The sequence below is a fragment of the Arthrobacter sp. 01N444 genome (genome assembly GCF_056399305.1).
In genome coordinates, this window is the sequence record NZ_JBFTRB010000006.1 from 205,166 (window position 1) to 229,986 (window position 24,821).

The following is a 24,821-nucleotide window of genomic DNA, read 5'->3' on the forward strand; positions in this document are numbered from 1 at the left end:
ATGGTGGTCATCCATGGTCGGAAGCGTGTTTACGTCCGGACGTCTGATTGCAACCAGGGGCAGGACGCGCTGGACTAGCCACCACGAGACTTCTGAGCGGCGGCGGTCTCCGTTGGGGCGCGGCCGGAAGAAATGACAGCGAAGACGAGCATGTTCCGCAGCCGGCGGGTGGAGCAGGCCACGCACGGGACCTTCATGGCTTCGAAAAAAATGTCCCTCGGGGTACTGAACTGCTCCCCGGAAGTTGGACTGAGAAATTCAGTTCCGATTCCCGGGGAGCAGTTTTATGTGTGTGCGTAGTCCGTTATCCGAAGAGCAGCGCGAGGCCGCTGTAGCGTGGTTTGAGAAGGGCATCGCGGATAAAGCGGTTGCGCGGCTCCTGGGTGTGTCTCATTCGCCGGTGCAGCTTCTCTATCTGCGGTGGAGAATCCATGGTCGAGGAGCGCTGGTGGCCAAGCCGACGAAACCGGTGTACTCGTTCGAATTCAAGCTCGCCTTGGTCGAACGGTTCATCGCGGGCGAGACTGCCCAGGATCTCGCGGCGGAGGCTGGCTTGTCCTCGTCCGGCTTACTGAAAAACTGGGCAGCTGCCTATCGTCGTGAGGGCGCGGATGCCTTGCGCCCGAAGCCTAAAGGCAGACCCAGGAAGCCCGATGCCCCGCCGCCGGCGGAGCTGCCCGAGCTGGAACGGCTGCGCCGGGAGAACGAACGGTTGCGGGCGGAAGTGGCCTACCTGGGAAAATTACGGGCCTTGAGGGCACAAGAACGACGGTGAAGGTCCAGGCCCTCATCGCCCTCAAGGCTGACTTCCGCCTCCCGGTTCTGCTGCAGGTCGCCGGTCTGGCCCGGTCCACGTTCTTCTATCACCAGGCCCGCCTTCAGGCCCCCGATCCGCAGGCGGCACTCAAGGACGCAGTCACGGAGATCTTTGAGCAGAACCATGGCCGCTACGGGCACCGCCGCATCCATACCGAGCTGGCCAAGCAGGGGTGGACGATCGCGAAGAAGACCGTACTGAAACTCATGCGTGCGCTGCGGCTGGTCTGCAAGGTCCGGCGGAGGAAGCGGTACAACTCCTACCAGGGCGAGCAGGGCAGGATTGCCCCGAACCTGCTGAACCGCGAGTTCGATGCTGCTGCACCGAACCAGAAATGGGTGACGGATGTGACCGAGTTCAGCGTCGGCGACCGGAAGCTCTACCTCTCACCGGTCATGGACCTCTTCGACCGGCAGATCATCTCCCACACCATCAGTTCAACCCCGAACCTGGTACTGACCAACACGTCGCTGCGCGCGGCCCTGACCACGCTCAAGGACGGACAGCAACCGCTGGTGCATTCTGATCAGGGCTTTCAGTACCGGCACGTCTCCTGGCGCGTCCTTCTGGAGGATGCCGGTGCGGTTCAATCGATGTCCCGCAAGGGCAACTGCTACGACAACGCGGTGATGGAGAACTTCTTCGGCCACCTCAAGGAAGAGCTCTTCCACCATGTCCGGTTCATCAGCACCGACGCACTGGCAGAGCCACTGCACGAATACATCCGCTGGTACAACACCGAAAGAATCTCAACAAAGCTCAAGGGCCTGAGCCCGGCGCAATACCGTGCTCAGGCCCTCGCAGCCTAGGCTCTTACCAACCAGTCCAACTTTCGGGGACCAGTTCATACTCTCATTCATCGCAGAAACGCCGAGGGCTTCGACCAGACAAGCTTCAGCGGTCCGGCGACATGAATATCACTGTCGGGACTGCCCTGGCTCCTGTTGGGTCTTAGGCCGCTGTGAGCGCCCTCCGGTTGAATGTTTGGCAATCGATCGGCGTGAGTTTCCTAGCCGTCTTTGCCGTCGCCTGTGGTGGTAGCTCCGCTAGATCGAGGCCCCCGCTTCTTCGAAAAAACGATGGACCCTGTGCTCACCCGCCGGGATGCCCTTCTTAGGGAGCTCGTCGGCGATGAACCGGTACGCGAAGGCGCGATCGTCGGCGTGAATGTCCATGGCGGCGTTGACCAGGTGCGCATCGACCCAGTCCCATTCTGTCACTGGGCTGGCCCTCAACAGGTTGCAGCCTTACTTGCTGAACTTCAAAACCTTGCAGGTCACCGCAATGGGACATCGTCGGCGGCACGATCCGGGACCAGTGGGTAGATCATTTCGGTTTGGTGTCCCTAGCCAATTAGGCGGCAGCTCGGCTCAGAATCTCATTTTCCTGCTCCAACTACCGGTGCGCTTCTTCAGCTCCCCCATCTCCGCTGACTCTACTGCCGCTGGGACCGCGGTCAGCTGGGTCTTCGGCGGCAGCGGCGCCTAGCCCTTGCGGGCCAAATCAATAGCATCCTGCCAGAACTCCGCCCCATGTCAGCCGTGGGCATGGTCAGCATCCTGCAACGAGCACTCGCTCGCTAGGTCAAGGATTCAACGGAACCGGGGGCAGTCCCACACACAGATATATGGGTCCCGCACTGGTTCGAGCTTTAGGCGAAACGACAACTGAACCGCGCCCTGGACTTCATCGGTCTGGACCTGAAGCCTCACGGAACCGCGGCCCGCAGCGACATCGACCGCCGCAATGGCGAAGGCACGAGCCCCGGGAATCTGCCGCGGCCTCTTTATCGCGAGACTACCTTCTCGCCAACACCAGACGCTCATGATTCGACTCGCCGCCGCAGAAAGATCGCTAAGTCGACAGGGGCAGGCGTCTGTGCATCAGTCACACGCCCATGCGATACTGAGTCCATGGCAATTGGCCGCCGCTCCGTCCTGATTATCACGGCCGCTGGGATTGTTTCGCTCGGCGCCGCATGCGCCTCTAAGGAGACGGTAGCCCCCGACGCGCGGGCGGCTACGGTGGGTTCGCCAATCATGCGGTTCAACCAGTTCCCAATCCCGCTAACCGATATGGTCCCGATCAATGGGTCCCCGACGGCTCAGTACTCCATCGTCTGCGCACCCGGCGGCTGGATCTATGCCGTCTTCTGGGGTGCGGATATGAACCCCTACGTTGCCAAAATGCAAGATGGGGACGCAGTCTGGGAAGTCTTCAACTTAGGGTCTTTGCCCGGAAACCCGCTCAGGGCCCCGGCCCCGAGGGACGAGCACAACCAGCTGGCGATGGTGGTGGACGGCCAGGGGTATGTGCACATCTCGGGCAATCACCATCGGGTGCCGCTGAACTACATCCGGACCACCGTTCCCAAGGATATTGCAGCCTGGGAAGCCCCGGGCATGGTCGGGTCCGACGAAACCGAGGTCACATACCCGCGGTTTGTGAAAACCGTCGACGGCAACCTGCTTTTCTTCTACCGTGCCGGGACAAGCTCGGACGGCGACCTCATACTCAATCGGTATTCCGCGGGCACCAAAACATGGACGCGGGTGGGCGTGATCCTAAAAGGTCACGATTGGTCCGGTAGGGAAGATATGTCGGCCTATCCGTCGCGGATTGTCCATGACGAATCGACCGGTCGCATACATTTGTGGTGGACTTGGCGCAGCACTATCCACCTTGAGTCTAACCACGACCTCTGTTATCTTTACAGCGACGACAAAGGTGGGACTTGGCGAGACGGCACCGGAACCCCAGTCGCTCTCCCAGTAACGCCCGCCAATGCCGCGGTGAAAGTGCTCACGGGCGGGGTCGGGATAGGCGTCGCGGGCGCATGCGTGGATACGGCTGGCAATTCCTACGGCGCAGTACGATTCCCCGCGCCTGACAGTGAGGTCCGGCTGTACAAGAGGACCGGTTCAACGTTCAGCTACACAGTCATAGGCGCAAACTCGATCGGGCACTCAGCGGTCTTTGGGACACCTGATGGGAGGGTATACGCGATTTATGCCGAAGCGGACACCCCCTACATCCAGCAGGTAGCGCCCACGGTGGACACCAGGGTGCAGCTCCTTCCGTGGGCTATGCCGAACTGGACGCCGAGCACGGCGACTGTGCTCAACGGCTCCTACACAATGCGGCTACTTGTCGCGCCCTGCCGCAAGAGGTCGGTCAGCAACTACGGCGGCGTCCTTACGATGACCGTGAATCCGAGCACGCTGGCGGCGATCGCATCAGGGCATATGGTGCTACCAAAACCGAGGCCGGTCGATTCCACATCTTAGGTGGGCATCTAGGTCATCAGTTACCACTGCAGGTCAACATCAACGTCCCGCCGCGGAGAAAGAGGCCGCAGATCAGCTCTGTGATGAACGCCATCGAAGTTCTGAAATCACGGTGTTCTGACGAAGAAAACGAGTCAGCAGGTTCCATGTCGTGATCGCCAGCCTGAGATCGTGGCGGCTGAACCACCGGTGACGGTCCCGGTCGTTCTTCTGCAGCAGCGAGAAGAACGATCCCATCGTAGCGTTGTCCGCGCACGCGGCCATCCTCCAGCACGGTTTCGGAGATGACGTGGTAGTCGGGCGGGTTGAAGATGCTGGTGGCGGCGTCGAACGCCATAACGGTAGGCTCAGTCAAGGCGCGTGGCCCTGTTCCTGGTTGAATGCTTGGACACACTCATCCCAGCAGGATCACGGGCCCCATTTTTTTAGCTGGGACACGAAATCAATTCCCCACGAACCACGAGAAGCCATCAACCGCCAGATCCGCAGGAACCGCCGGAACCGCAAACGCTAGGTCTGCCGTTCAATCTTCCGCCAGCTCTAAACCATCACGGCTTGACAGAACCCATAGGCACCTTGTCCACCTATACACGACAATGAATGGCAAGAGCCTTCAAACTGGCTTTCCCCGCGGTGCTGAAGAGTCCGCATGTTGTAGGCTAAATGATTTAGACCAACTTCCAACGTTTAATAAAGTCCGAAGAGAGACCACGATTCGGGATGCCGAGCCAAATTTCAGGGACGGACCCCGCATCGATGGCGACGCCACCTCGTTGCTTGATGATGTGACAATAATATTTGGCGAGAAGTCCAGCCGAGACCAGATAGGGCATACCGGGCTGAGGGTCCAAACTCTGGACAATTTGGTCGAATTCTTCAGGATAATGACGAGAATTCTTTCGGTCCGCGGCGTTTACGAAAACGGCCTGACGTGGTATCTGATGCTGTACCACGTCTTGGATCCCGAAATTCTGGCGCATCAATTCGCCCAATTCAGGATAGCTTGAGATCACACCAACTCTTTGCTGACCGGAAAAAATCTTTCCATAGTGTCCAAGTAAGTGGCGATTGGTCCAAGCAGAGGCCGTGGTCTGATCATTTGTGTGCAGTGCGGCCACGCTTAATGCTGCAGCGCGGTTCCCAACGACGGCGCGGACGTCTAGGTTTTCCTCGGGGGTTTGATATCCCCGCAAAATTGCCCCGTCCTCCGGAACGCCGATGACGTCAGCCGACTGAATAGCGGTTTGCATATAGTTGAGAAATGCATCTCTATTTTCATCGACGACGGCCTCATCTCCGAAGTGCATATAAGAAATGCGGCGGAGCGCGTATTTCTGAAGTGCCGGGTATTTATCAAGGTTGAACAGGCAGTTTCCTTCGCCATCACTCATGCGAACCAGGCTAAAACTCGAGCCATTTTGAACAGCGTTCAATATCGCGGAAGCGACAGGGCCGGATTTATCAGAGGAGTCCAGCGTTCCGTTCTCGCATCGTGCCGAATAGAGGTTTAAAATATCATCGCATGACTTTTTCGCCGTGAATTCGCGATATTCATTGGCAGCCTCCTGCGAAGGCGGTGACCAAATATTTCCACCTAATACCATCGGTAATTGTCTTCTTTCATACTTCGAGGCAAGCGTAAGGAACGGATTTGCGCTGGCTTGGACGATTGTTACTGAGCCAATATGCCCCGTGACCGTGAGTCAGTAGGTCCTGGCCGGGATCTATTGTTGGGTATTGCCCTGGAACTGTGGCGTCTTTGGATGTGCAATTACCCGACGGCGTGCCGTGGCGGTCGCCATGAACGCTCAGTGTCTTGGTCTTCGACGCGTCCGAGTGACATGCACGTGCTTCTTTGCACTTAGATTCCGTTCAAGTTCATGGGGTGGTCGGCGCGGGATGCCCAAGCAGGGTCTGGCCAATGCGGAGCGTTATCCAATCCAATTTTCACGAATGACACTAACATGGACAATGCTAGTGGCTCGCTCGAGTTCTAAGATCGCCGTCGTCTCCCGCGGCGCATCACCGCCGTGGACGGGCCGGCTCGCCCCGCCGGAGGCTCAGCAAGTTCCCAAGCCACGACCCGGGCGGCCTTGCCGGGGTTCGGGGCAGCAAGCGTGTAGAACTGTATGCGTGGAGATGTATCTATACCCTGGGCGCCAAGAGCGGTTCACCATCGGAGACGAGTGGCAGGGCCAGGCCGTCGAGTCCGTCGAGGACGTCAGTCCAGCTGTGGCTGACGTAGCAATTCGTCCTACGCTCGTGCGCCACGGCGACACTCTTGTCCTTGCCTACTATGACGATTCAAGGCGCCTCGCAATCGCCCACAGAACCATTGGGGGCTCGGACTGGAGTTTCCAGTCGATCGATTCAAGCGTCGGCTGGGACAGCCACAACTATATTGACCTGGGTTTTGACAAATCCGGGCGGCTTCATGTCGCGGGCAACATGCACGCATCTCCGCTTCAATACTGGATCGTTGAACTCCACAATTCATCGCGGGAGACGCGTCGGCTCGACGTATTATCGCAAGCCGAGAAGGAACAGAGAGTCACTTACCCCAGGTTTCTTCGGGACAATGTCGGAGATTTGCTCTTCACGTACCGTGACGGAACCAGCGGCGACGGAGACTTTGTCTGCCTTCGTTGGGAGGACGAAGCCGCCAAGTACGAGTCTGTATCTGATCGCCCCCTCATCGAGGGTAAGGGAAAGCGAAATGCCTATATAGACACCAACGCACCGATTCTGGGGCCGGATGGTGGCTGGCACTTGCTTTGGGTGTGGCGTGACTCTCCGGATGCTGAGACTACGCACACGGTCAACTATGCGCGCAGCGCGGATCTTGTGAACTGGAGCGATGCTGGTGGAAAGCCGCTAGACCACCCCCTGGTCGATGATGCCCGCATCGTGGTGGACCCGGTGGGTCCCGGCTGTGGGCTTATCAACAACAACGTTCGTTTGGGATTCCTCCCCGATGGGCGGCCGATGGCCGTCTACCACAAGCGTGACGGTCGTGGCTCACAGCAGATATGGGGAGCAGTTTTCGACGGTAATGAGTGGATCAGGCGACAGGTCACTGAGTGGGACTACCGATGGGATTTTTCCGGACTTGGTTCTCTGGATTTCAAGCTCGAAATTGGTACCCCGGTCACGACAGCTTCGGGTGTCGTGGTCGACGTGCGCCGGGACGAAGAGGTGCAAACTTTGGCCCTGAGTGAGTCGTTGTCGGTAACTTCACAGGACTCGGCCTCACCGTGGAACCCGCTCCGCCGGTTCTATCGCGACGGCGGACTTTACGACAGGATGACGCCGGGGCGCGGCTGGGCGCCGGAAGACTCCGGCGCTGAATGGTTCGTGGTGCACACCTCGGTACCTGAACAGCGGGACCAACAGCCAGTTGGTCGGGCTCCCGCCGCCCAACCATTGGTTCTGGTGGAAACGTCACGGTCAGCCAGCGGTTAGCGCGCAGAAATGGGAGAGTCTGTTGCTGCTGCACGACCTTGGCGCGGCCAAGGGTGTTGTGCGTCACTCCGGGCGTTACACGGGCGGTGGTGGTGCACCTGCGTTGTATAGTGGACCCGTTTGGTTGCGCCATCTGCGCCCAAGACAACAAAATTTACTGCGGCTACTGGGGGACTAGTGACATTACGACTAACCGTGATCGGTACGGGATACCTCGGCGCGACCCATGCGGCATGCATGGCGGAACTCGGATTCGAGGTCCTGGGCGTCGACGTCGACAAGGAAAAGATCGACAGCCTCAGCCGAGGCGAACTGCCCATCCACGAGCCCGGCCTGCCGGAGCTCCTGCGCAAGCACACTGCATCCGGCCGCCTGCGCTTCACCACTTCGTTCGAAGAAGCCGGCGCCTTCGGTGATGTCCACTTCATCGCAGTCGGCACCCCGCAGCGCGCCGGTGAGCACGCTGCCGATATGACCTACGTTGACGCGTCCGTGGCCGCCATTGCCCGTGCGGCCACGAAGGACTCCCTGATCGTCGGAAAGTCAACCGTTCCGGTCGGCTCCGCACGCCGCCTCAAGGGCGTCGTCGCCGAAGAAGCGCGGGACGGCGTCACCGTCAACTTCGCATGGAACCCCGAGTTCCTGCGCGAGGGCTTCGCCGTGGAGGACACCCTGCGCCCCGACCGCCTGGTCATCGGCGTGGATTCCGCCTCAGCTGAAGCGACTTTGCGCGAGGTCTACGCCGACGCCATCAGCCGGGGAACCCCGTTCATCTCGACGGACTTCGAAACTGCGGAACTGGTCAAGGTAGCCGCGAACGCCTTCCTGGCGACCAAGATCTCCTTCATCAACGCCTTCTCCGAGGTCACCGAGACCGTCGGCGGCAACATCCGCACCCTGGCCGACGCAATCGGCCTCGACGCCAGGATCGGCCGCCGCTTCCTCAACGCCGGCATCGGCTTCGGCGGTGGCTGCCTGCCCAAGGACATCCGGGCGCTCCAGGCACGGGTATCTGAGCTCGGTCTGGACAGCACCATGCGCTTCCTGAACGAAGTCGACGAAGTGAACCTCCGCCGTCGTGACCGCGCCGTCCACGTCGCCGAGACGTTGCTGGGCGCGCTGGAAGGCAAGCGCGTCGCCGTCCTCGGCGTCGCGTTCAAGCCCAACAGCGATGACGTCCGCGACTCACCGGCACTGGACGTAGCCGCCAGGCTCTTCAACAGCGGAGCCGACGTCAGCGTCTACGACCCCGCCGCTAACGCCAACGCTGCCAAGCGCTACCCCCGCCTGAACTACGTTGACTCCCTAGCGACGGCCGTGGCGGAGGCCGACATGGTCATGCTGCTGACGGAATGGAACGAATTCGTAAACGTCGATCCCGCGGAGCTTGCTGCCGCTGTGTCTCACAAGCGCATGTTTGACGGACGCAACGTCCTTGACCACCAGAAGTGGACTGCGGCAGGCTGGGACATCGTCTCGCTTGGCCACAAGAGCGAACTGCTGGAGCTCGCCGCCGCCAACTAGCGGCGCATCGGCCTCACAGCTGATACAACAGGTTCAACAGGGAAGGATCCCGCCGGAGCAGACGCTCTGGCGGGATCCTTCCCTTGATTAAAGGACGCTTAGCGGACTGTGGCCGGACACCTGGGTGTCCGGCCAGAGTAGGAGGCGCTCAGCGGCTCACAGGGACGCGGAGAGCTTGCCTGTGGTGGTGAGGGAGCCGTTCGTGTGGAAAAGGGCCGAGCAACCCATTTTGGGATCCAGGGCCGGACGGGTTTTCCAGGCAAAGCGCTCAACGAACGGCCTGGCCCGCAGGCCGGCCACGGTGGCGCGCATGAAGCCCTCGGTCTGGGCCCGGGAGTAAACGCTTGGCTGGGTGGAAGTGGCGTTCCAGTCAGTCACCGCATACTGGGTCACCCAGATCGGCTTGCCATACCGCTCATGCAGTTCCGTGACCTTCCTCAAAAACTCGTCCGCTTGGGGCCAGGCGTAGGGGTGCGTGGTCATGAAGTCGACGCGCAGTCCCTTGTTCTTCGCCTTGGTCATGAAGTCCCCGAGCCAGGGGCTGGCGGGCCCTGTGGTAGCCGGTGACCCAAGCCGTAGCCCGGTTGTCTGCAGTCTGGGCCACAGGCTAATGGCGTGGTCCACGGACATATTGGCTTCGGCATCGTGGTCGGGTTCATTGAAGCCGAGGAGGTGCTGGGTCTTTGTCTCGGCCAGGTAGCGGGTGACGTAGCCGATGGCATCCTGCTACAGCAAGGTCCGGGCACTCTTGATAATGGGGACAAAGGGCGTGGCCGTAGCGACGTTGGGGTGTGAGTCCCACGTGTAGTGCCACTTCAGTTTGAGGCTATTGATTTGCGTTAGCGCTAGGGCGTCTTTCCCGCCCAGCCAAAGCCCTTGAGCGTGTCAGCGGGCAGGGTGACAGCCGGGACTCCGGCGGGGGCCGTGGCAGCCTGCGCCGTTCCGGCGCCGGCGGCCAGCAGGGCACCCGGCGGCACGGGCAGCCTGGTTGGAGACAGGTCCTAGAGGGACCGGTACAGCTCGCCGGTGGGGGTCAGTGACCCATTGCTCCGGAACAGGGCGGAGGCTCCCATGATGGGGTCGCCGTGGGCGCGTGTTTTCCAGGCGAAACGCTCCACGTATGGCATCTTCCGGAGTCCGGCGGCGGTGTCTTTTATGAACGCCAGGATCTCCTTCTCCGTGAATCGGGAGGGCGAGGATCCGGTGGCTTTCCAGTCGGCGACGGCGTACTCGGTGATCCAGACTGGTTTTCCGTAGCGTTCGTGCAGTTTTTGCACCGTGTTGAGGAACGAGTCCGTGCGGGGCGGCGCATACCAGTGCATGGCGACAAAATCCACGCGAAGGTTCTTCTTGTCGGCCTTGTCCATAAATTCTTCGAGCCAGTCACCCAGCGCCTGCACAGGCGCCGGAGACCCCAGCCTGAGGCCCGTCTGCTCAAGCTGGGGCCAGAGGCTGATGGCCGTGTCCACGGACAAGTCAGCCTGGCCCTCGTGATCGGGCTCGTTGAAGCCGAGAAGATTCCGGGCGCCCGTCCACGGGACCTCGGACTGCACCTGCTGAATGGCTTTCCGTTCCAGGGAGCCCCGTCCCCAGACCATGGGTACAAATTCGGCGGCCTGGGTCGAAGCCACTCGGAGGGGCGGGTAATCCGGGCCCCAGTCGTAGAACCAGTCGAGATTCAGGGAATCCAGTTCTTTGAAGCCGAACCCGTCGAACCGGGGCATGCCGATGCCCTTGCTCGCGTACGGAGGGATGGGCCGGCGCGGCAGTGGCGATTTCCGCGGGGACGGGGCAAGCTTCGGTTTCGGCGTGCCGGACGGCGGCCGCGGGCCGGGGGTCGTATCCGGAGTGCACGCCGCCAGAGCGGCGGCGCCGATGGCAAGAGGGATCGTGAGGAAGGTCCGGCGGTCCACTTGCACCCCCCTGGCGTCGCCGTCGGTTCAGGGTCGAATCCGGGGTACCAGATCCGCTGTCGAACAACGTCATGCTGGCAACCCGCGTCCTTGCCTGCTGAACATCTATTGTTTCACGAAAGGCCTCCCTGACTCACATCGAAGGCCGGACGCCGGCGGCTCGGCCGCCGACGCGCGATGCCTACGCCCCGCTGAACTCCGCCGTCCGGTAGCCGACGCCCAGCAACTCCTCGATGGCCGCCACCGTGCGGGCTGCGGCCTTGCCATCGCCGTAGGGGTTCACTGCGTTTGCCATGGCGGCAAAGTGCGCGGAATCGTGCAGGAGGCGGGTCACCTCGGCAACAATCCGCTCCTCGTCCGTGCCGATCAGCTTGACGGTCCCGGCCTCCAGGGCCTCGGGCCGCTCCGTGTTTTCCCGCATCACCAAGACGGGCTTGCCGAGGCTGGGCGCTTCCTCCTGCACTCCGCCGGAGTCGGTGAGGACGATGTGCGCCCGGGACAGGAGGCGGGTGAATTCGCCGTAGGCCAGCGGCTCCGTCACCAGGACGTTGGCCTTGCCTTCCAGCGCGGGAAGCACGGCCTCGCGCACCACCGGGTTCTTGTGGGCGGGGAGCACAATGACAAGGTCCGGCTCGGCGTCGGCGATCCGGGCCAGCGCCCGGCCCACGTTGCGCATGGATTCGCCCTGGTTTTCGCGCCGGTGCGTGGTGACCAGCAGGATCCGGCAGCCGCTCGCGTCCAGGTCTTCGAGCCGGGGGTCCGTGAAGGGGAGCTGCTTGTCCACCGTGGTGAGCAGGGCATCGATCACGGTGTTGCCAGTCACCACGATGTCCTCCGGACTGATGCCTTCCCTCTCCAGGTTTTCCCGGCTAGTGGAGGTGGGTGCCAGGTGCAGGCGGGTGATCTGGCTTGTGACCTTGCGGTTGGCCTCCTCCGGAAACGGCGAGAGCAGGTCGCCGCTGCGCAGCCCGGCCTCGACATGGATCACAGGGATGCCGTGGTAGAACGCTGCGATGGCCGCGGCGGTGGAGGTGGTGGTGTCGCCCTGGACGACGACGGCGTCCGGCCGGGTGCCGGCGAAGAGCTTCTCCAGACCGTCGATGGTCCGCGTCATGATGGCCGAGAGGGATTGCCCCTGCTGCAAGATGTTGAGGTCGTGGTCCGGAACGATGCCGAAAAGTTCATTGACCTGGTCCAGCATCTCGCGGTGCTGCCCGGTGACCGTCACGATGCAGCGGAAGAGTGGAGACTCCTGGAGCGCGCTGACGATCGGTGCCATCTTGATGGCTTCCGGCCTGGTTCCGAAGATCGGCATGATGCTGTGCATGGTCATTCCCCAAGGGTGTGCGAGTGGTTGGTAAGGTCTTTGGCCCGGGTTCAGCCGAAGAAAAGGGCAAGCGCGATGGCCGGCACCGCGATGACAACGAAGAGCATGGCCAAGAACGCCACACGCCGCTTGCGCCGATATGATGCGGCCCGGATGAGCTGCTGGGCTTCTTTTTCCCGGATAGCGGCAGCCTGGGCCGCAGCTTCAGCGGCCGGGCCTGTAGGCTCCCGCTCCGGGGCGTCTTGTGTTCTGGCATCCTGCTCGGCCGACGGTTCCTTATACGGTACTGGCTCCGCCCCGGGCACTAGGAGGGTGTCTGCGATCTCGGCGTGCATGCGCCGCCTGCGCAGGTGACGTGGCGCGGCGACCAGAGGGGGACGGCCGTCAGGAGAGTGTTCCAGCGTGTCCTCCTCGCCTGGGTCAGATGCCCGAACCGGCTGACCAGTTCAGCCGGTTGAGGTTCAATTGTTACATTTCCGCTCACTGATTGGCGCATTCCGGCCGCAAGGAAGCATCGATCAATCCTCCGGTTTCGACCACAAACCGCCGCAACCATTGGCCCAAATCCAGGTCCGGATGAGAGGCAACCATCTGTACGTCCGCCGTCGTGCACTGGCCAATCAGGCGCCCCGCACGGGTGAGGTGATAGCTGGATGTCACTACGGTGACGGACTTCCAGCCGTTGGCCTTGACCAGGTTGGAGATTGCCAGTGCTTCGCCGCGGGTGTCCAGGTCCGGGGGCCGGAAGCAAATGACGGCCGCGTTGGGGAAGGCGGCTGAATTGCACGCCTCATCCGCCTCTCGATTGCCGAACGTGTCCGTGTGTGAGATCACGAGGACCGGAACGTGGAATTCGGCCTGGAACTGGCGGGCCACCGGCAGTCGTTCGGACGCCGCGCCGCCGAGCATGATGACGGCGTCCGTCCGGTGCGTGCTGAGCGGTTCCACGTTGACGAACAGTTGAAGGGCGATGAGCAGCCACAGCAGGAGGCCCCCGACGGCGACGGCGAGCACCCTGCGGGTGGCGGTATTCACCGCGGCGACGGAAGGAAGCACGGCTAAGAGTTTGGCACGCGGTCTTCAGGTGGCGAAATGGTGCGCCGGTACTGCGCCAAAACTTGGACAAAAGAATGCGTGATGCAGTTGTGATTTTGGAGATCAAAGTTACTGGGGTGACAGATGTGGATTGCCGTTTATGCTGTAGGCAACTTACGTCGCTCCCACCAACAGGTCTCCACCTGCGGTCTCACCCTTAAGCGAGCAATCTTGCGAAAACTAAACATAGCGGCAACCGTGATTGCCGCCGTGATGCTGGCAGCAACCTTGCCGCAGGCCGCCGTGGCCGCCGTCGAGGTGCCGGCCGCCGGACAGGTGTCCGCCGGAGCGCTGGCGCCGGGCGCTGCCGTGCCGACAGGTGCCGTGCCGACAGGTGCTGTTCCGGCGGTGTCGGACCCGAGCCCGCAGCCGCAGGTGGATGACTTTGTGCGTCCGGAACCGCCCGCAGGCAGGGCCAAGTCCGAGTACACCTACGTCAGCGCGCCGCTGGCCGGTACGTTGAAAACCACATTGGTGACGGTGCAGCTGGCCGACAAGTCTGCCGCCGAAACGGACGCGGCCGTCCCCATGGCGGCGGCGAAGGCCTCGCTCAGCGCCGCCAACCGCTACTGGGCCTACGCCACCGCGGGCCGGGTGGACATTGCGCTGACTTCCTCGCGCCAGCTGCACAAGTCCGCCGCGACCTCCAAGCAGTCGCCGGCGCAGATTGTGGACATCGTCTCCCAGGAGCTGGGCTGGACGCAGAGTTCTTACACGGCACTGGTCATGTTCATCCCCGGCGCCTACCTCACAAACGGCGCCGCGGGCATGACCTACAGCAACGGCAACATCGGCGGCCGCATCCTGATGCCAAAAAACAGCCAGCTCTCCACGCCTGTCCTGGCACATGAGTTCGGGCACGCCCTTGGCATGGACCATGCCAACAGCCTGCTGTGCGGCAGCGGGGCCATGGACGTGGCCTCCGGGCCATTCGCCGGGTTTGCGGATGCCACCTGCAGCATCAAGACCTACGGCGACAACCTGGACCTGATGGGCATCTCGCACTTCGACATCATGCCGGAAATCAGCGCCAGCTTCTGGGAAATGGGCCGGTTCGGCAACGGTAACGAGATCGCCAACCTGGGCACGTTGTCCGCCCCCCGCACGGTGAACCTCAAGCCTTGGGCCGGAACGGGTGCCAACCGCGCAGCGAAGTTCACGGACCCGAAATCCGGCGAGGTCTATTTCCTGGAACTCCGCACCCCGGTCGGTTACGACTCCGTCATTGCGCAAGACGGAAACCGCGGCGTGAAGATCACTCAGCAAGGCGGAGGCAACACCTCGATCCTGCTTCCGCCCAATACCCGGGCAACTGCCTTCAACGGCTACTACAGCAACACCCAGGCCTGGCAGGCCGGCCAGACTTTCACGACGCACGCCGGCACGAAGGTCTCCATTGGCGCTGTCAGCGATACCGCGGCTACCGTGACGATCCGTCCGCCGGGTGCGCCCGCGAAGGGCTCCTTCGACAGCGCAGCCCTCGCGGTCACCTCGTCCGGCGCCACCATCAACGTCCGCGGATGGTCGGTGGATCCGGCCGCGGCCTCCACCTCCACCCAGACGCACATCTATGTCACAGCACCTAACGGCACGACGACTGGCCATGCCTTCACCGCGAACAAACCGCGCGCCGACGTCAACGCGGCGCTGGGCATCAGCGGAAACCACGGCTTCCAGGAGTCGATCACCGTCAAAGCGGCCGGACAGTATGAAGCCTGCGCCTATGCAATCGGCATCTTCAACAACACAGCACTGGGCTGCCGGACCCTCACCCTGGCCGGCACTCCCGCACCCGAGGGATCCCTCGATGAGGTCAGCACCGCAATGGTGTCTGGCAAACCGTCCATCAAGCTGCGGGGCTGGGCCGTGGACCGCGGTCAGGCAGGCGCGTCCATCCCGGTCCACATCTACGTGACCACCCCCGCAGGGACCACCACCGGCCAGGCCTTCACCGCCAACGTGCAGCGCCCGGACGTCAACCAGGCCTTGGGGGTCAGCGGCACGCACGGGTTTGCGGTCACCGTCCCGGCGACCGAGACCGGCACGTATCGGGTCTGTGCCTACGCCGTCCCCGTCGCCCCGTTTGCCGCCGGTAACTCCACCCTGGGCTGCCGCAACGTCCCCGTGGCTGTCAGTGACCCGCCCACCGGATACCTGGATTCCGTGTCCTTCATCAACGCCGGGTCCTCGGCGCGGCTGGACGTCGCAGGCTGGTCCTTCGACGCCGGCGTCCCGTCGGCCTCGATCCCCGTCCAGTTGAGTGTCACGGCGCCCGACGGCAGCACCAAGTCAGTGACCACCACCGCCAATGCTGCCCGGAGCGACGTCAATGCCGCCATGGGGATCGCCGGTTCGCACGGGTACCAGACATCCGTGACCGTGACGAAGGCCGGTACGTACCGCGTCTGCGCCACCGGAATCGCGGTCGCGACCCTGACCAAGGGCAACGGTTTCCTGGGCTGCGTGAACGCTACGGCGGCGCCTGCTGCGCGGCCGGTCGGCTACGTGGACTCCATTGTGGTGCAGACCAGGACGCCGTCGGCGGTTATCACGGCGTCCGGCTGGACCTACGAACCCGGTACACCGGCGGCCTCCAACGCCGTACATATCTACGTCACAGGCCCGGACGGCAAGACCAAGGGCTACCCCTTCACCGCGAACGGGACCCGGCCGGACGTCAATGCCGCGTTTTCGCTGACCGGAAGCCACGGATTCCAGAACAGCATCCCGATCACCCTGTCCGGCCGCTACCACGTGTGCGCTTACGGCATCGCCGTGAGCCCGCTGAGTGCGGGCAACACACTGCTCGGCTGCCGGGATGTGGTTGCGCAGCCTGCCGCCCCGGTGCGGGGCTACCTCGACACCGCCCGCCTGTCCGGGACCAGCACCAATAAATCGATCGTGGCGACCGGCTGGGCCATGGATCCGGGGTTCACGAGCCAGAGTGTTCCGGTCCGCGTCACCGTGAAGTCACCGGATTCGAGCTCCAAGAGCTACAGCGTCACGGCCAACATCTACCGGCTGGATGTGAACCGGGCACTGAACGTGAGAGGTAACCACGGATACCGGGCCGCGCTCCCCATCAAGGCCCGGGGCAAGTACACGGTCTGTGTCTCCAGCGCCGGCGCCGGGGTCCTTCGGACCGGGGTTTCCGCGCTGGGATGCCAGACCCTGACCTACTGACGGACCGGAGGGTTCCTTCGAACCCTCCGGCCCGGCACGGTCAGTCCCTCGCGGTAGCGTAGGGCTGTGCCTGAAACTGTGCCCGAACCTGTGCCCGAAACCGCTGTCCCCGAAACGGCTGTGCCCGAACCTGTGCCCGAAACCGCTGTCCCCGAAACCGCTGTGCCCGAAACCGCTGTGCCCGATGCCCTGCCCGCGGACGCCGCACTGACCGTTGCCGGCCTCTCGGAGTCCCAGCTGCTGGGTCGCATCTTTCCGCGGCTCACGATCCCGCAGCCCAATGGCGGACCGGCGGCGGCGTCGTACTTGCTGCTGGGGCCGGGGGACGACGCCGCGATTGTCGCCGCGCCGGACGGGCGGACCGTGCTGAGCATCGACACCCAGGTGGCGGACCAGGATTTCCGGCTCGAATGGAACAACGGCTACCGGACCACCGGGTACGACGTCGGCTGGAAGGCCGCGGCGCAAAACCTCAGCGACATCAACGCCATGGGCGCCCGGGCCACGTCCGTTGTGGTCAGCCTGACCATGCCGCCGGAGACCCTCGTCTCCTGGGTGGAGGATTTCGCGGACGGCCTCGTGGCCGGCATCAGGGGTCTGGGGGCTCCGGCCTGCGCGGTGGCGGGCGGCGACCTCGGCCGCGGCCGCGAACTGGCGGTCAGCGTGGCGATCCTGGGGACCCTTGACGGCAAGGAACCCGTCCTGCGCTCCGGGGCCCGGCCGGGGGACACCGTGGCCCTGGCGGGAACAGTGGGCCGGGCCGCCGCCGGGCTGGCGCTGCTGGAGTCGAACGTCCCGGTGGGCGCCCTGACCGCCGGGCAGCGTTCCCTCCTGGACACCCAGTGCAGGCCGCAGCCGCCGCTCGCCGCCGGACCGCTGGCCCGTGAGGCGGGGGCGTCCGCCATGATGGACATCTCGGACGGCCTGGTCCGGGACGGAAACCGCATGGCGGCCGCCAGCCGCGCGGTGCTGAACCTGGACGCCGCCGCCCTGAAGGAGCTGGCCGCCCCGCTGCTGCCGGCGTCGGAGCTGTTGGGGGCAGACCCGATGGCCTGGGTCCTCGGCGGCGGTGAAGACCATGGGCTGCTCGCCACTTTCCCGGCAGGGGTTCCGCTCCCTCCCGGGTTCACTGCGATAGGCTCGGTAGAGGCCCCTGCACCAACCGAAAGCACGGGAGTAACGATCGCGGGCAGGCCCGCTGACGCTGTGGGATGGGATCACTTTGCAGACTAAGATTGCCGCCAACGCGCAAGCGATGAAGCGGTGGTTGGGCAAGGCGGAAACCACGCTCGGCAACCACAGCGACCGCCTGAACGCCATCAACATCTTTCCGGTAGCCGACGGCGACACCGGCACCAACCTCTACCTGACTGTCCGCGCCGCGGCCCACGCCGCGGACGCCGCCGTGCCGGGACACCCGGACGGGGCGGCGCACGCGGCGCCGGACCCGACCCTGCATGACGTTGGCGCCGTCCTGGCGCAGGCCGGCCAGGTTGCCATGGAGCAGGCCCGCGGCAACTCGGGAACCCTGTTCGCCGTCTTCCTCTGCGCTGCCGCTGAACCCCTGGCCGGGCACACCCGGATCAGCTCACCCCTGCTGGCTGCGGCCCTGAACCGGGCCCAGATCCGGGCCTGGTCCGCGCTGAGTGATCCCGTGCCCGGCACCATGCTCTCCGTCATGGAGGCTGCCGCCCGGGCCGCGGCCGCCGTGGACTCCGCACACGACGGCGATGACAGCAACCAGACCCTGGGCCTGGCCCTGGACGCCGCCGTCGAGGCGGCCCTGGCCGCCGTGGTCCGCACGGAGGAGCAGCTCGCTGCCCTGCAGGCCGCCCACGTGGTGGACGCCGGCGGCGTGGGCATGCTGCTCATCCTGGACTGCCTCCGCTCGGCCGTGCTGGGCGAGGAGCTCCAGAGCGAACTGCTGGACGGACTGCACGGCTACGACGTCCAGGATCCGCATATCCACGTCGGCATGCCGCGCGACGAAGGTGTCGAAGTCATGTGCACCATTTCCCTGTCCCCGCTGGACGCCGCCATGATGCGCCAACGGCTCGACGAAATGGGCGACTCGGTGATCATGAGCCAGGTCGGCGGCGGCGCCGACGCCGCCGGGCTCTACCGCTGGCGCGTCCACGTCCACGTCCTGGATGCGGACCTCGCCGTCGCGCTGATCCGTTCCCTGGGCGAGCCCACGGACATTTCCGTGAGCGAGCTCGCAGTCCCGCGCGACCCGGAGGCACCGGCCGCCACAGTTGCCGCCACCGCAGCCCCTACAGTTGCCACTGCGCGTGCCGCCGAAACCCGAAACCCCGACGGACATGCACGCTGAACTTGAACTGGGCCTGGAGCGCCGCATCGGCAAGCGCTCCGCGGCTGTCATCGAAAAACACCTTGGCATCACCACTGTCGGCGGGCTCCTGAACTATTTTCCCCGCCGCTACCTCAGCCGCGGCGAGCTCACACCCATCAGCGAGGTCCCGCTGGACGAGGAAGTGACCCTGATCGCCCGGGTGGTCTCCAACAGCACCCGGCCCATGCGCGCCCGGCGCGGTTCCCTCACCGACGTCGTGATCTCCGACGACGCCGGCGGTGCCGCTTCCACGCGGGCCGCCGGCGCGCTGCCGGGCACGCTCAAGGTCAGTTTCTTCAACGGGTTCCGGGCCAAGGCCGAGCTGCAGCCGGGCCGGCGCGCCATGTTTTCCGGCAAAGTCACGCGCTACGCCGGATCCCTCGGCCTGACCAACCCGGATTTCCTGCTGCTGGACGAGGACCCCGAAACGCCGGGCATTGACCCCGAGAAGCTCGCCGCCATGCCGATCCCGGTGTACCCGGCCACGGCGAAACTGACCAGCTGGTCCATCCAGAAGGTCATCTCGACGCTGCTGGACACCGTGGAACTGGAAACCCTCGGCGACCCGCTGCCCGCCGAGATCGCGGCGCGGGAGAAGTTCCTGCCGGTCGCGGACGCCTACCGGCTGATCCACGCCCCGCAAACCCCGGCAGACTACCAGCGGGCCCGCGACCGGTTCCGCTACCAGGAAGCCCTGGTGCTCCAGTCGGCCCTGGCCCGCCGCCGCGCCCAACTCGCCGCCGAGGAAGCGACCGCCCGCCGCCCGGCACCGGACGGGCTGCTGCCCGCCTTCGACCGCCAGCTCCCGTTTACGCTGACCGCCGGCCAGGCCGCCGTCGGCAAGACGCTCTCCGATGAGCTCGCCCAGGACTCGCCCATGAACCGGCTGCTGCAGGGCGAGGTGGGCTCCGGCAAGACGATCGTGGCACTGCGCGCCATGCTGCAGGTGGTGGACGCCGGGGGACAGGCTGCCCTGCTGGCGCCCACCGAAGTCCTCGCCGCCCAGCACTATGAATCCATCCGGCGCACGCTCGGACCGCTCTCCCGGGACGGGATGCTCGGCGGGTTCGGCCCGGACGCCGTCCAGGTCACCCTGCTCACCGGCTCCATGCCCACCGCGGCGCGGAAGCAGGCCATGCTCGACGCCGCCTCCGGAACGGCCGGAATCGTGATCGGCACCCACGCCCTGCTCAGCGACAACGTCTCCTTCTACGACCTTGGCCTGATCGTGGTGGACGAACAGCACCGCTTCGGCGTGGAGCAGCGCGACGCCCTCCGGGCCAAGGCCAGCAAACCGCCGCACCTGCTGGTCATGACCGCCACCCCGATTCCCCGGACCGTGGCCATGACCGTGTTCGGCGACCTCGAAACCTCCGTGCTCGATGAGCTCCCCGCCGGCCGCGCCCCCATCTCCACCCACGTGGTGGGGCTCGCGGAACACCCGGGGTGGGCCACCCGGATCTGGTCCCGTTCGCGGGAGGAGATCGACGCCGGCCACCAGGTCTACGTCGTTTGCCCCAAGATCGGCACGGACGACGACGGCGACTTCACCCCGGGCGAGGCCGCACCGTCCGCCGCGGACCTCGAAGGCGAGAACGGTTCCCGGGAACTCGCCTCGGTCACCGGCGTCGTGGAACATCTCCAGGACGAACCGGCCTTGGCCGGGGTGGCTGTGGCGCCCCTGCACGGCCGGCAGGACCCCGTCCTGAAGTCCGAAACCATGGCCTCCTTCACGGCCAACGAAACCAAGCTGCTGGTCTCCACCACCGTGATCGAAGTCGGCGTGGACGTCCACAACGCCACGCTCATGGTGATCCTGGACGCTGACCGTTTTGGCATCTCCCAGCTCCACCAGCTGCGCGGCAGGGTGGGCCGCGGCGGGCTGCCCGGAACCTGCCTGCTGGTCACCACCCTGGAGCCGGGCCATCCGAGCCGGCGCCGCCTGGATGCCGTAGCCGCCACCACCGACGGCTTCGAACTGTCCCAGGAAGACCTCAAGCTCCGCAGGGAAGGCGACATCCTGGGCGCCTCGCAGTCCGGCGGGCGCTCCACGCTGAAGCTGCTGCGCGTCCTCGAACACGAGGACGTGATCGCCCGGGCCCGGCAGGACGCCCAGCGGATCGTGGCCGCCGATCCCGCGCTGGCGGGCCAGCCCCGGCTTGCGGCCGCGATCGATGAATACCTGAACCCCGAGAAGGAGGCGTTCCTTGAACGCGGCTAGGACCACGAGCCAGGCAAACACGTCCGCGGGGGTCCGCGCATGAGCCGGATCATTGCCGGGGCGGCCGGCGGCAGCACGCTGAACAGCGTGCCCGGGAACCTGACACGGCCCACCACCGACCGTGTCAAGGAGGCCCTGTTCTCCAGGCTGGACGCCTTCAACGTCATCGCCGGCGCCCGCGTGCTCGATCTGTACGCGGGATCCGGCTCGCTGGGGGTGGAGAGCGGCAGCCGCGGCGCGGACTCCGTGGACCTGGTCGAATTCGACGCCAAGGCAAGCGCCGTCTGCCAGCGGAACGCCGATCTTGTCAACACCGTCACGGGCCGCAAGGTGGTCTCCGTGCACCGCTCCAAGGTCGAATCGTTCCTCGACCGGGCCGCCGGCTCCGCGATCTGGGACCTGGTGTTCCTGGACCCGCCCTACCCCCTGGACGAGCCGGCCCTCGCTGCCGTGCTGGCCAAGCTGGTGCCGCACCTGGGCGAGGGAGCGGTCGTGGTGGTGGAACGGTCGTCCCGGAGCCCCGAACCGGCATGGCCCCAGGGCATGGAACGGTTTGCCGAGAAGAAGTACGGCGAAACCCGGCTGTGGTTCACCGAGCCCGGCGTGGAAGCCGCGGACGCTGTGGAAGCCGTGGACCTGGAGGCAGTGGACGCTGTGGACGCAGCGGGCCTGGAAGCCGGGGACTAGCCGGCCAGCGCGTCCAAATCGACGCCGGCGAGCAGCCGGGCCGGATGCGGACCGCGCGCCGTGAGCGCCGCCGTCCAGACCTCCGGCCACGGCCCCTGCGTCCCGGTCAGGATGATGTTCCCGGGGAACCGGCCAGTGAACATTCCGGCCTCCGCGAAGGCCGAGACGTCGGCCATGGCCCGGCGCATGGCCGCGATCTGGCTCCGGACCAGGGTCAGTCCGGGTTCGTCGCCCACGTTGACGATCAACACGCCGCGCGGCGTCAGCCGGGCCGCCGCCTCCTGGTAGAACCCGGTACACGCGATGTGTTCCGGCGCCTCCGGCCCGGAGAAGATGTCCAGGATCACGACGTCGAAGCGCAGGTCCGCCGGAAGCCCGGCGAGAGCGTCGCGGGCATCGCCGATCACCGTGTGCAGCTCGGTTCCCTCCGGCAGGGGCAGCTGCGCGAGCACGAAGTCCAGCAGTTCCCGCTCCAGCTCCACGGCGTACTGAACCGAGCCGGGCCGGGTGGCCTGGATGTAGCGGGCCAGCGTCAGGGCCCCGGCGCCCAGGTGCAGCGCCGTGATCGGCTCGCCCCACGGGGCGGCGAGGTCCACCACGTGCCCGATCCTGCGCAGGTATTCGTAGAAGATGTCCGCGGGGTCGGCCAGGTTGACGTGGGACTGCTCGGCGCCGCCGATGCTCAGCACGAAGCCGCCGTCGGTAAAGGGATCCGGTTCGATTACGGCGTGCTGCCCGGTGGTCCGCAGGAACCGCGAGGCCCCGGGTTGCTGCCCGGCCATGTTCACAGCCTGTCGCGCAAGGTCGCCAGCCGCTCGGCGGCCTCCTCCAGAACGTGCAGCTGCTTGCAGAACGCGAAGCGGAGCAGGCTGCGGGTGCGTTCGGCGCCGTCGGCGTGGCAGAAGACGGGCACCGGGATCGCGGCGACGCCCACGAGGGCCGGCAGCCTGCGGGCCAGCTCCACGGAATCGGTGATCCCCAGCGGTGAGGTGTCCACGTTGACGAAGTAGGTCCCCTGCGGGGTCAGCACGTCGAGGCCGGCCGCGCGCAGTCCCTCGCTGAGGATGTCGCGCTTGTACCGGAGGGTGTCGGCGATGCCGGCGTAAAACTCGTCCGGAAGCCCCAGGCCCACCGCGATCGCGGCCTGGAAGGGCGTGCCGGAACTGTAGCTCAGGAACTGCTTGACCGTCCGGGCGGCGGCCACGAGCTCCTCCGGCCCGGAGAGCCAGCCGATCTTCCAGCCGGTGAAGGAGAACGTCTTGCCGGCCGAGGAAATGGTCAGCGTGCGCTCCGCCGCCCCGGGCAGCGTCGCGATCGGGATGTGCCGCACACCGAACGTCAGGTGCTCGTACACTTCGTCGGTGACGATGACGGCGTCGTATTTCGCGGCCAGTTCGACGACGCGCTCGAGCACCTCGCGGGGGAACACCGCTCCGGTCGGGTTGTGCGGATTGTTGATCAGCACCACCTTGGTGCGGTTGCTGAATGCGGCCTCGAGTGCGGCCAGGTCCGGCATGAAATCCGGGGCCAGGAGCGGGGCGGTGACGTGCGTGGCGCCGGAGAGCCCGATGATGGCGCCGTAGGAGTCGTAGAACGGCTCGAAGGTGAGCACTTCATCTCCCGGACCTACCAGCGCGAGCAGGGCGGCGGCGATGGCCTCCGTGGCGCCGGTCGTGACGATGATTTCGGTCTGCGGATCCGGGTCCAGCCCGTAGAACCGCTGCTGGTGCACCGAGATCGCCTCCCGCAGCGGCAGGATGCCCTTGCCGGGCGCATACTGGTTGGCTCCGGCGGCGATCGCGGCCTGGGCGGCCTCCTTGATCTCCACGGGGCCGTCCTCGTCCGGGAAGCCCTGGCCAAGGTTGATGGCGCCCGTGCTCAGGGCCAGGGTGGTCATCTCCTCGAAGATCGTCACGCCCAGCGAGCCATCGGGGGAGAGCAGGTTGGCGCCGGTTGCGGCGCGCTGCCACGGCAACGGCATGAGGGGGCTCACCGGGTGCCCGCCTTCTCGTCCCGGCCGGTGAAGCTGTCCATGGTGGTGTAGATCCCAAAGACCTTTCCGCCCACGAAGTCCCACGCCCGCACCGGCAGTATGCCCTTGAGTACTTTCCCCAGCGTGGCCATGGCGGGGGCGATCAGCAGCGGCCGCCCGGCGGCCGTAGCACGCCATGCCCTGTCCACAGCGTCCTCGGGCGTCATGAGCGGGGTCAGCAGGGGACCGCGGGCTCCCTCGAACATGCCGGTGGAAATGTAGCTGGGGCAGAAGGTGGTGACTTTCAGGTGGCCGTAGCCCTGCTGCTCAAGCTCGAGCCGGAGCGAGTCGCTCCAGCCGATGACGGCCCATTTCGAAGCCGCGTACACGCTCATCCGCGGATTCGAGACCGTGCCGGCGGCGGAGGCAACGTTGAGGATCCGGCGCGGGCGGCCGGCGGCGGCCATCATGTCCGGCAGGAACTCCAGGGTGGCGTACATGGGGGCGAGGGCGTTGATGTCCATGGTCAGGGCGATGTCACGGTCCGGGGCGTGGTCCCAGAAGTACGCGCCGCGGACAATCCCGGCGTTGTTCACCAGCAGCGCCAGCGGCCCCTCGGCCCTGGCCTCCCGGGCGGCGCCGGCAATCGCGGCGCGATCCGCCAGGTCCACCGTGCGGGGGACGGCGCGGGCGCCCAGGGCGGCAACTTCAGCGGCGGTGCCGGCCAGGGCATCGGCGTCGACGTCCCAGAGGATCACCACCCCGGCGCCTTCCCGGGCGGCGCGGAGGGCGTAGAGCCGGCCCATGCCGCTGGCGGCACCGGTGACCAGGACCACGCCGCCGTCCACGGTGAAAGGCGGCGCAGCGACAGGCCGCACAGTGACAGGCCGCACAGTGAAAGGAGAAGTCGCGCGATTGTTCGATGCTGACATTCAGCCATGTTATCCCGGGCTGCGGCGCGGATACGGTAGGTTCGGAGC

The 24,821-nt window shown here is 65.2% G+C and carries 20 protein-coding genes and 2 pseudogenes; 10 read left to right on the forward strand and 12 right to left on the reverse strand.

The genetic code is table 11. The features are described from left to right. Positions 1-448: 448 nt before the first annotated feature. Together AC1DKN_RS09855 and AC1DKN_RS09860 are read left to right on the forward strand one after the other, a co-directional pair. On the forward strand, positions 449-775 hold the full coding sequence (locus AC1DKN_RS09855) for a helix-turn-helix domain-containing protein (RefSeq protein ID WP_476871150.1): 327 nt from the start codon (positions 449-451) through the stop codon (positions 773-775). Beyond that, on the forward strand, positions 772-1,626 hold the full coding sequence (locus tag AC1DKN_RS09860) for an IS3 family transposase (RefSeq protein ID WP_476871151.1): 855 nt from the start codon (positions 772-774) through the stop codon (positions 1,624-1,626). Before AC1DKN_RS09855 ends, AC1DKN_RS09860 begins: the two co-directional genes overlap by 4 nt. 249 nt (positions 1,627-1,875) lie before the next feature. On the opposite strand, the pseudogene AC1DKN_RS09865 reads toward AC1DKN_RS09860, so the two are convergent. After that, a pseudogene (locus AC1DKN_RS09865) lies at positions 1,876-2,268 on the reverse strand (IS3 family transposase); the annotation flags it as partial. Between the two features lie 462 nt (positions 2,269-2,730). On the opposite strand from AC1DKN_RS09865, the gene AC1DKN_RS09870 reads away from it, so the two are divergent. Continuing rightward, entirely contained in the window at positions 2,731-4,104 is a 1,374-nt protein-coding gene (locus AC1DKN_RS09870; RefSeq protein WP_476871152.1) for a BNR repeat-containing protein, read from the forward strand. 144 nt (positions 4,105-4,248) lie between these two features. Here AC1DKN_RS09870 and AC1DKN_RS09875 read toward each other — a convergent pair. Together AC1DKN_RS09875 and AC1DKN_RS09880 are read right to left on the reverse strand one after the other, a co-directional pair. After that, positions 4,249-4,371: pseudogene (locus tag AC1DKN_RS09875) on the reverse strand (IS3 family transposase); the annotation flags it as partial. A 401-nt stretch (positions 4,372-4,772) separates the two neighbouring features. After that, positions 4,773-5,708 (reverse strand): GT-D fold domain-containing protein, encoded by a 936-nt coding sequence (locus AC1DKN_RS09880; protein ID WP_476871153.1) that lies wholly within the window; start codon positions 5,706-5,708, stop codon positions 4,773-4,775. A gap of 535 nt (positions 5,709-6,243) precedes the next feature. Between AC1DKN_RS09880 and AC1DKN_RS09885 the strand changes: the two genes are divergently transcribed. Beyond that, on the forward strand, positions 6,244-7,566 hold the full coding sequence (locus tag AC1DKN_RS09885) for a BNR repeat-containing protein (RefSeq protein WP_476871188.1): 1,323 nt from the start codon (positions 6,244-6,246) through the stop codon (positions 7,564-7,566). Between the two features lie 177 nt (positions 7,567-7,743). Further along, entirely contained in the window at positions 7,744-9,090 is a 1,347-nt protein-coding gene (locus tag AC1DKN_RS09890) for a UDP-glucose dehydrogenase family protein (RefSeq protein WP_476871154.1), read from the forward strand. Positions 9,091-9,246: 156 nt separating this feature from the next. Here the strand turns inward: AC1DKN_RS09890 and AC1DKN_RS09895 are convergent, their stop codons facing one another. The 6 genes from AC1DKN_RS09895 to AC1DKN_RS09920 all read right to left on the reverse strand — a co-directional run bounded on the left by AC1DKN_RS09895 (position 9,247) and on the right by AC1DKN_RS09920 (position 13,386). Next, positions 9,247-9,807 carry a glycosyl hydrolase gene (locus AC1DKN_RS09895; RefSeq protein ID WP_476871189.1) on the reverse strand — a complete coding sequence of 187 codons (561 nt, stop codon included), beginning with the start codon at positions 9,805-9,807 and terminating at the stop codon, positions 9,247-9,249. Between the two features lie 128 nt (positions 9,808-9,935). After that, positions 9,936-10,067: a hypothetical protein gene (locus tag AC1DKN_RS09900; protein ID WP_476871155.1), complete on the reverse strand. Its 132-nt coding sequence runs from the start codon at positions 10,065-10,067 to the stop codon at positions 9,936-9,938. A gap of 24 nt (positions 10,068-10,091) precedes the next feature. Then, on the reverse strand, positions 10,092-10,814 hold the full coding sequence (locus tag AC1DKN_RS09905) for a glycosyl hydrolase (protein WP_476871156.1): 723 nt from the start codon (positions 10,812-10,814) through the stop codon (positions 10,092-10,094). Between the two features lie 370 nt (positions 10,815-11,184). Next, positions 11,185-12,330 (reverse strand): non-hydrolyzing UDP-N-acetylglucosamine 2-epimerase, encoded by a 1,146-nt coding sequence (gene wecB, locus AC1DKN_RS09910; protein ID WP_476871190.1) that lies wholly within the window; start codon positions 12,328-12,330, stop codon positions 11,185-11,187. A 50-nt stretch (positions 12,331-12,380) separates the two neighbouring features. Beyond that, entirely contained in the window at positions 12,381-12,665 is a 285-nt protein-coding gene (locus AC1DKN_RS09915) for a hypothetical protein (RefSeq protein WP_476871157.1), read from the reverse strand. Positions 12,666-12,810: 145 nt separating this feature from the next. Then, positions 12,811-13,386, reverse strand: a complete 576-nt coding sequence (locus AC1DKN_RS09920) for a YdcF family protein (protein ID WP_476871158.1) — start codon at positions 13,384-13,386, stop codon at positions 12,811-12,813. Between the two features lie 210 nt (positions 13,387-13,596). On the opposite strand from AC1DKN_RS09920, the gene AC1DKN_RS09925 reads away from it, so the two are divergent. The 5 genes from AC1DKN_RS09925 to rsmD all read left to right on the forward strand — a co-directional run bounded on the left by AC1DKN_RS09925 (position 13,597) and on the right by rsmD (position 21,869). Continuing rightward, complete coding sequence (locus tag AC1DKN_RS09925; protein ID WP_476871159.1) at positions 13,597-16,608, forward strand: hypothetical protein; 3,012 nt, start codon at positions 13,597-13,599, stop codon at positions 16,606-16,608. Between the two features lie 207 nt (positions 16,609-16,815). Further along, positions 16,816-17,841 carry a thiamine-phosphate kinase gene (thiL, locus tag AC1DKN_RS09930; protein ID WP_476860334.1) on the forward strand — a complete coding sequence of 342 codons (1,026 nt, stop codon included), beginning with the start codon at positions 16,816-16,818 and terminating at the stop codon, positions 17,839-17,841. A gap of 22 nt (positions 17,842-17,863) precedes the next feature. Beyond that, positions 17,864-18,940, forward strand: coding sequence for a DAK2 domain-containing protein (locus tag AC1DKN_RS09935; protein WP_476849017.1), 1,077 nt, complete (start codon positions 17,864-17,866; stop codon positions 18,938-18,940). Continuing rightward, positions 18,930-21,182, forward strand: coding sequence for an ATP-dependent DNA helicase RecG (locus AC1DKN_RS09940; RefSeq protein WP_476871160.1), 2,253 nt, complete (start codon positions 18,930-18,932; stop codon positions 21,180-21,182). Before AC1DKN_RS09935 ends, AC1DKN_RS09940 begins: the two co-directional genes overlap by 11 nt. Positions 21,183-21,221: 39 nt before the next feature. After that, positions 21,222-21,869: a 16S rRNA (guanine(966)-N(2))-methyltransferase RsmD gene (gene rsmD, locus AC1DKN_RS09945; protein WP_476871161.1), complete on the forward strand. Its 648-nt coding sequence runs from the start codon at positions 21,222-21,224 to the stop codon at positions 21,867-21,869. Here rsmD and AC1DKN_RS09950 read toward each other — a convergent pair. Genes AC1DKN_RS09950 through AC1DKN_RS09960 form a run of 3 tightly spaced genes read right to left on the reverse strand, consistent with a single transcriptional unit; the run spans position 21,866 to position 24,734 of the window. Continuing rightward, the gene (locus AC1DKN_RS09950) at positions 21,866-22,651 is read right to left on the reverse strand and encodes a spermidine synthase (RefSeq protein WP_476848945.1); all 786 of its coding nucleotides are present in this window, start codon (positions 22,649-22,651) and stop codon (positions 21,866-21,868) included. The two genes, rsmD and AC1DKN_RS09950, sit on opposite strands and share 4 nt — an antisense overlap. Positions 22,652-22,653: 2 nt before the next feature. Continuing rightward, the gene (locus AC1DKN_RS09955) at positions 22,654-23,850 is read right to left on the reverse strand and encodes an aminotransferase class I/II-fold pyridoxal phosphate-dependent enzyme (RefSeq protein ID WP_476860333.1); all 1,197 of its coding nucleotides are present in this window, start codon (positions 23,848-23,850) and stop codon (positions 22,654-22,656) included. An 8-nt stretch (positions 23,851-23,858) separates the two neighbouring features. After that, the gene (locus tag AC1DKN_RS09960; protein WP_476871162.1) at positions 23,859-24,734 is read right to left on the reverse strand and encodes an SDR family NAD(P)-dependent oxidoreductase; all 876 of its coding nucleotides are present in this window, start codon (positions 24,732-24,734) and stop codon (positions 23,859-23,861) included. Positions 24,735-24,821 lie beyond the last annotated feature (87 nt).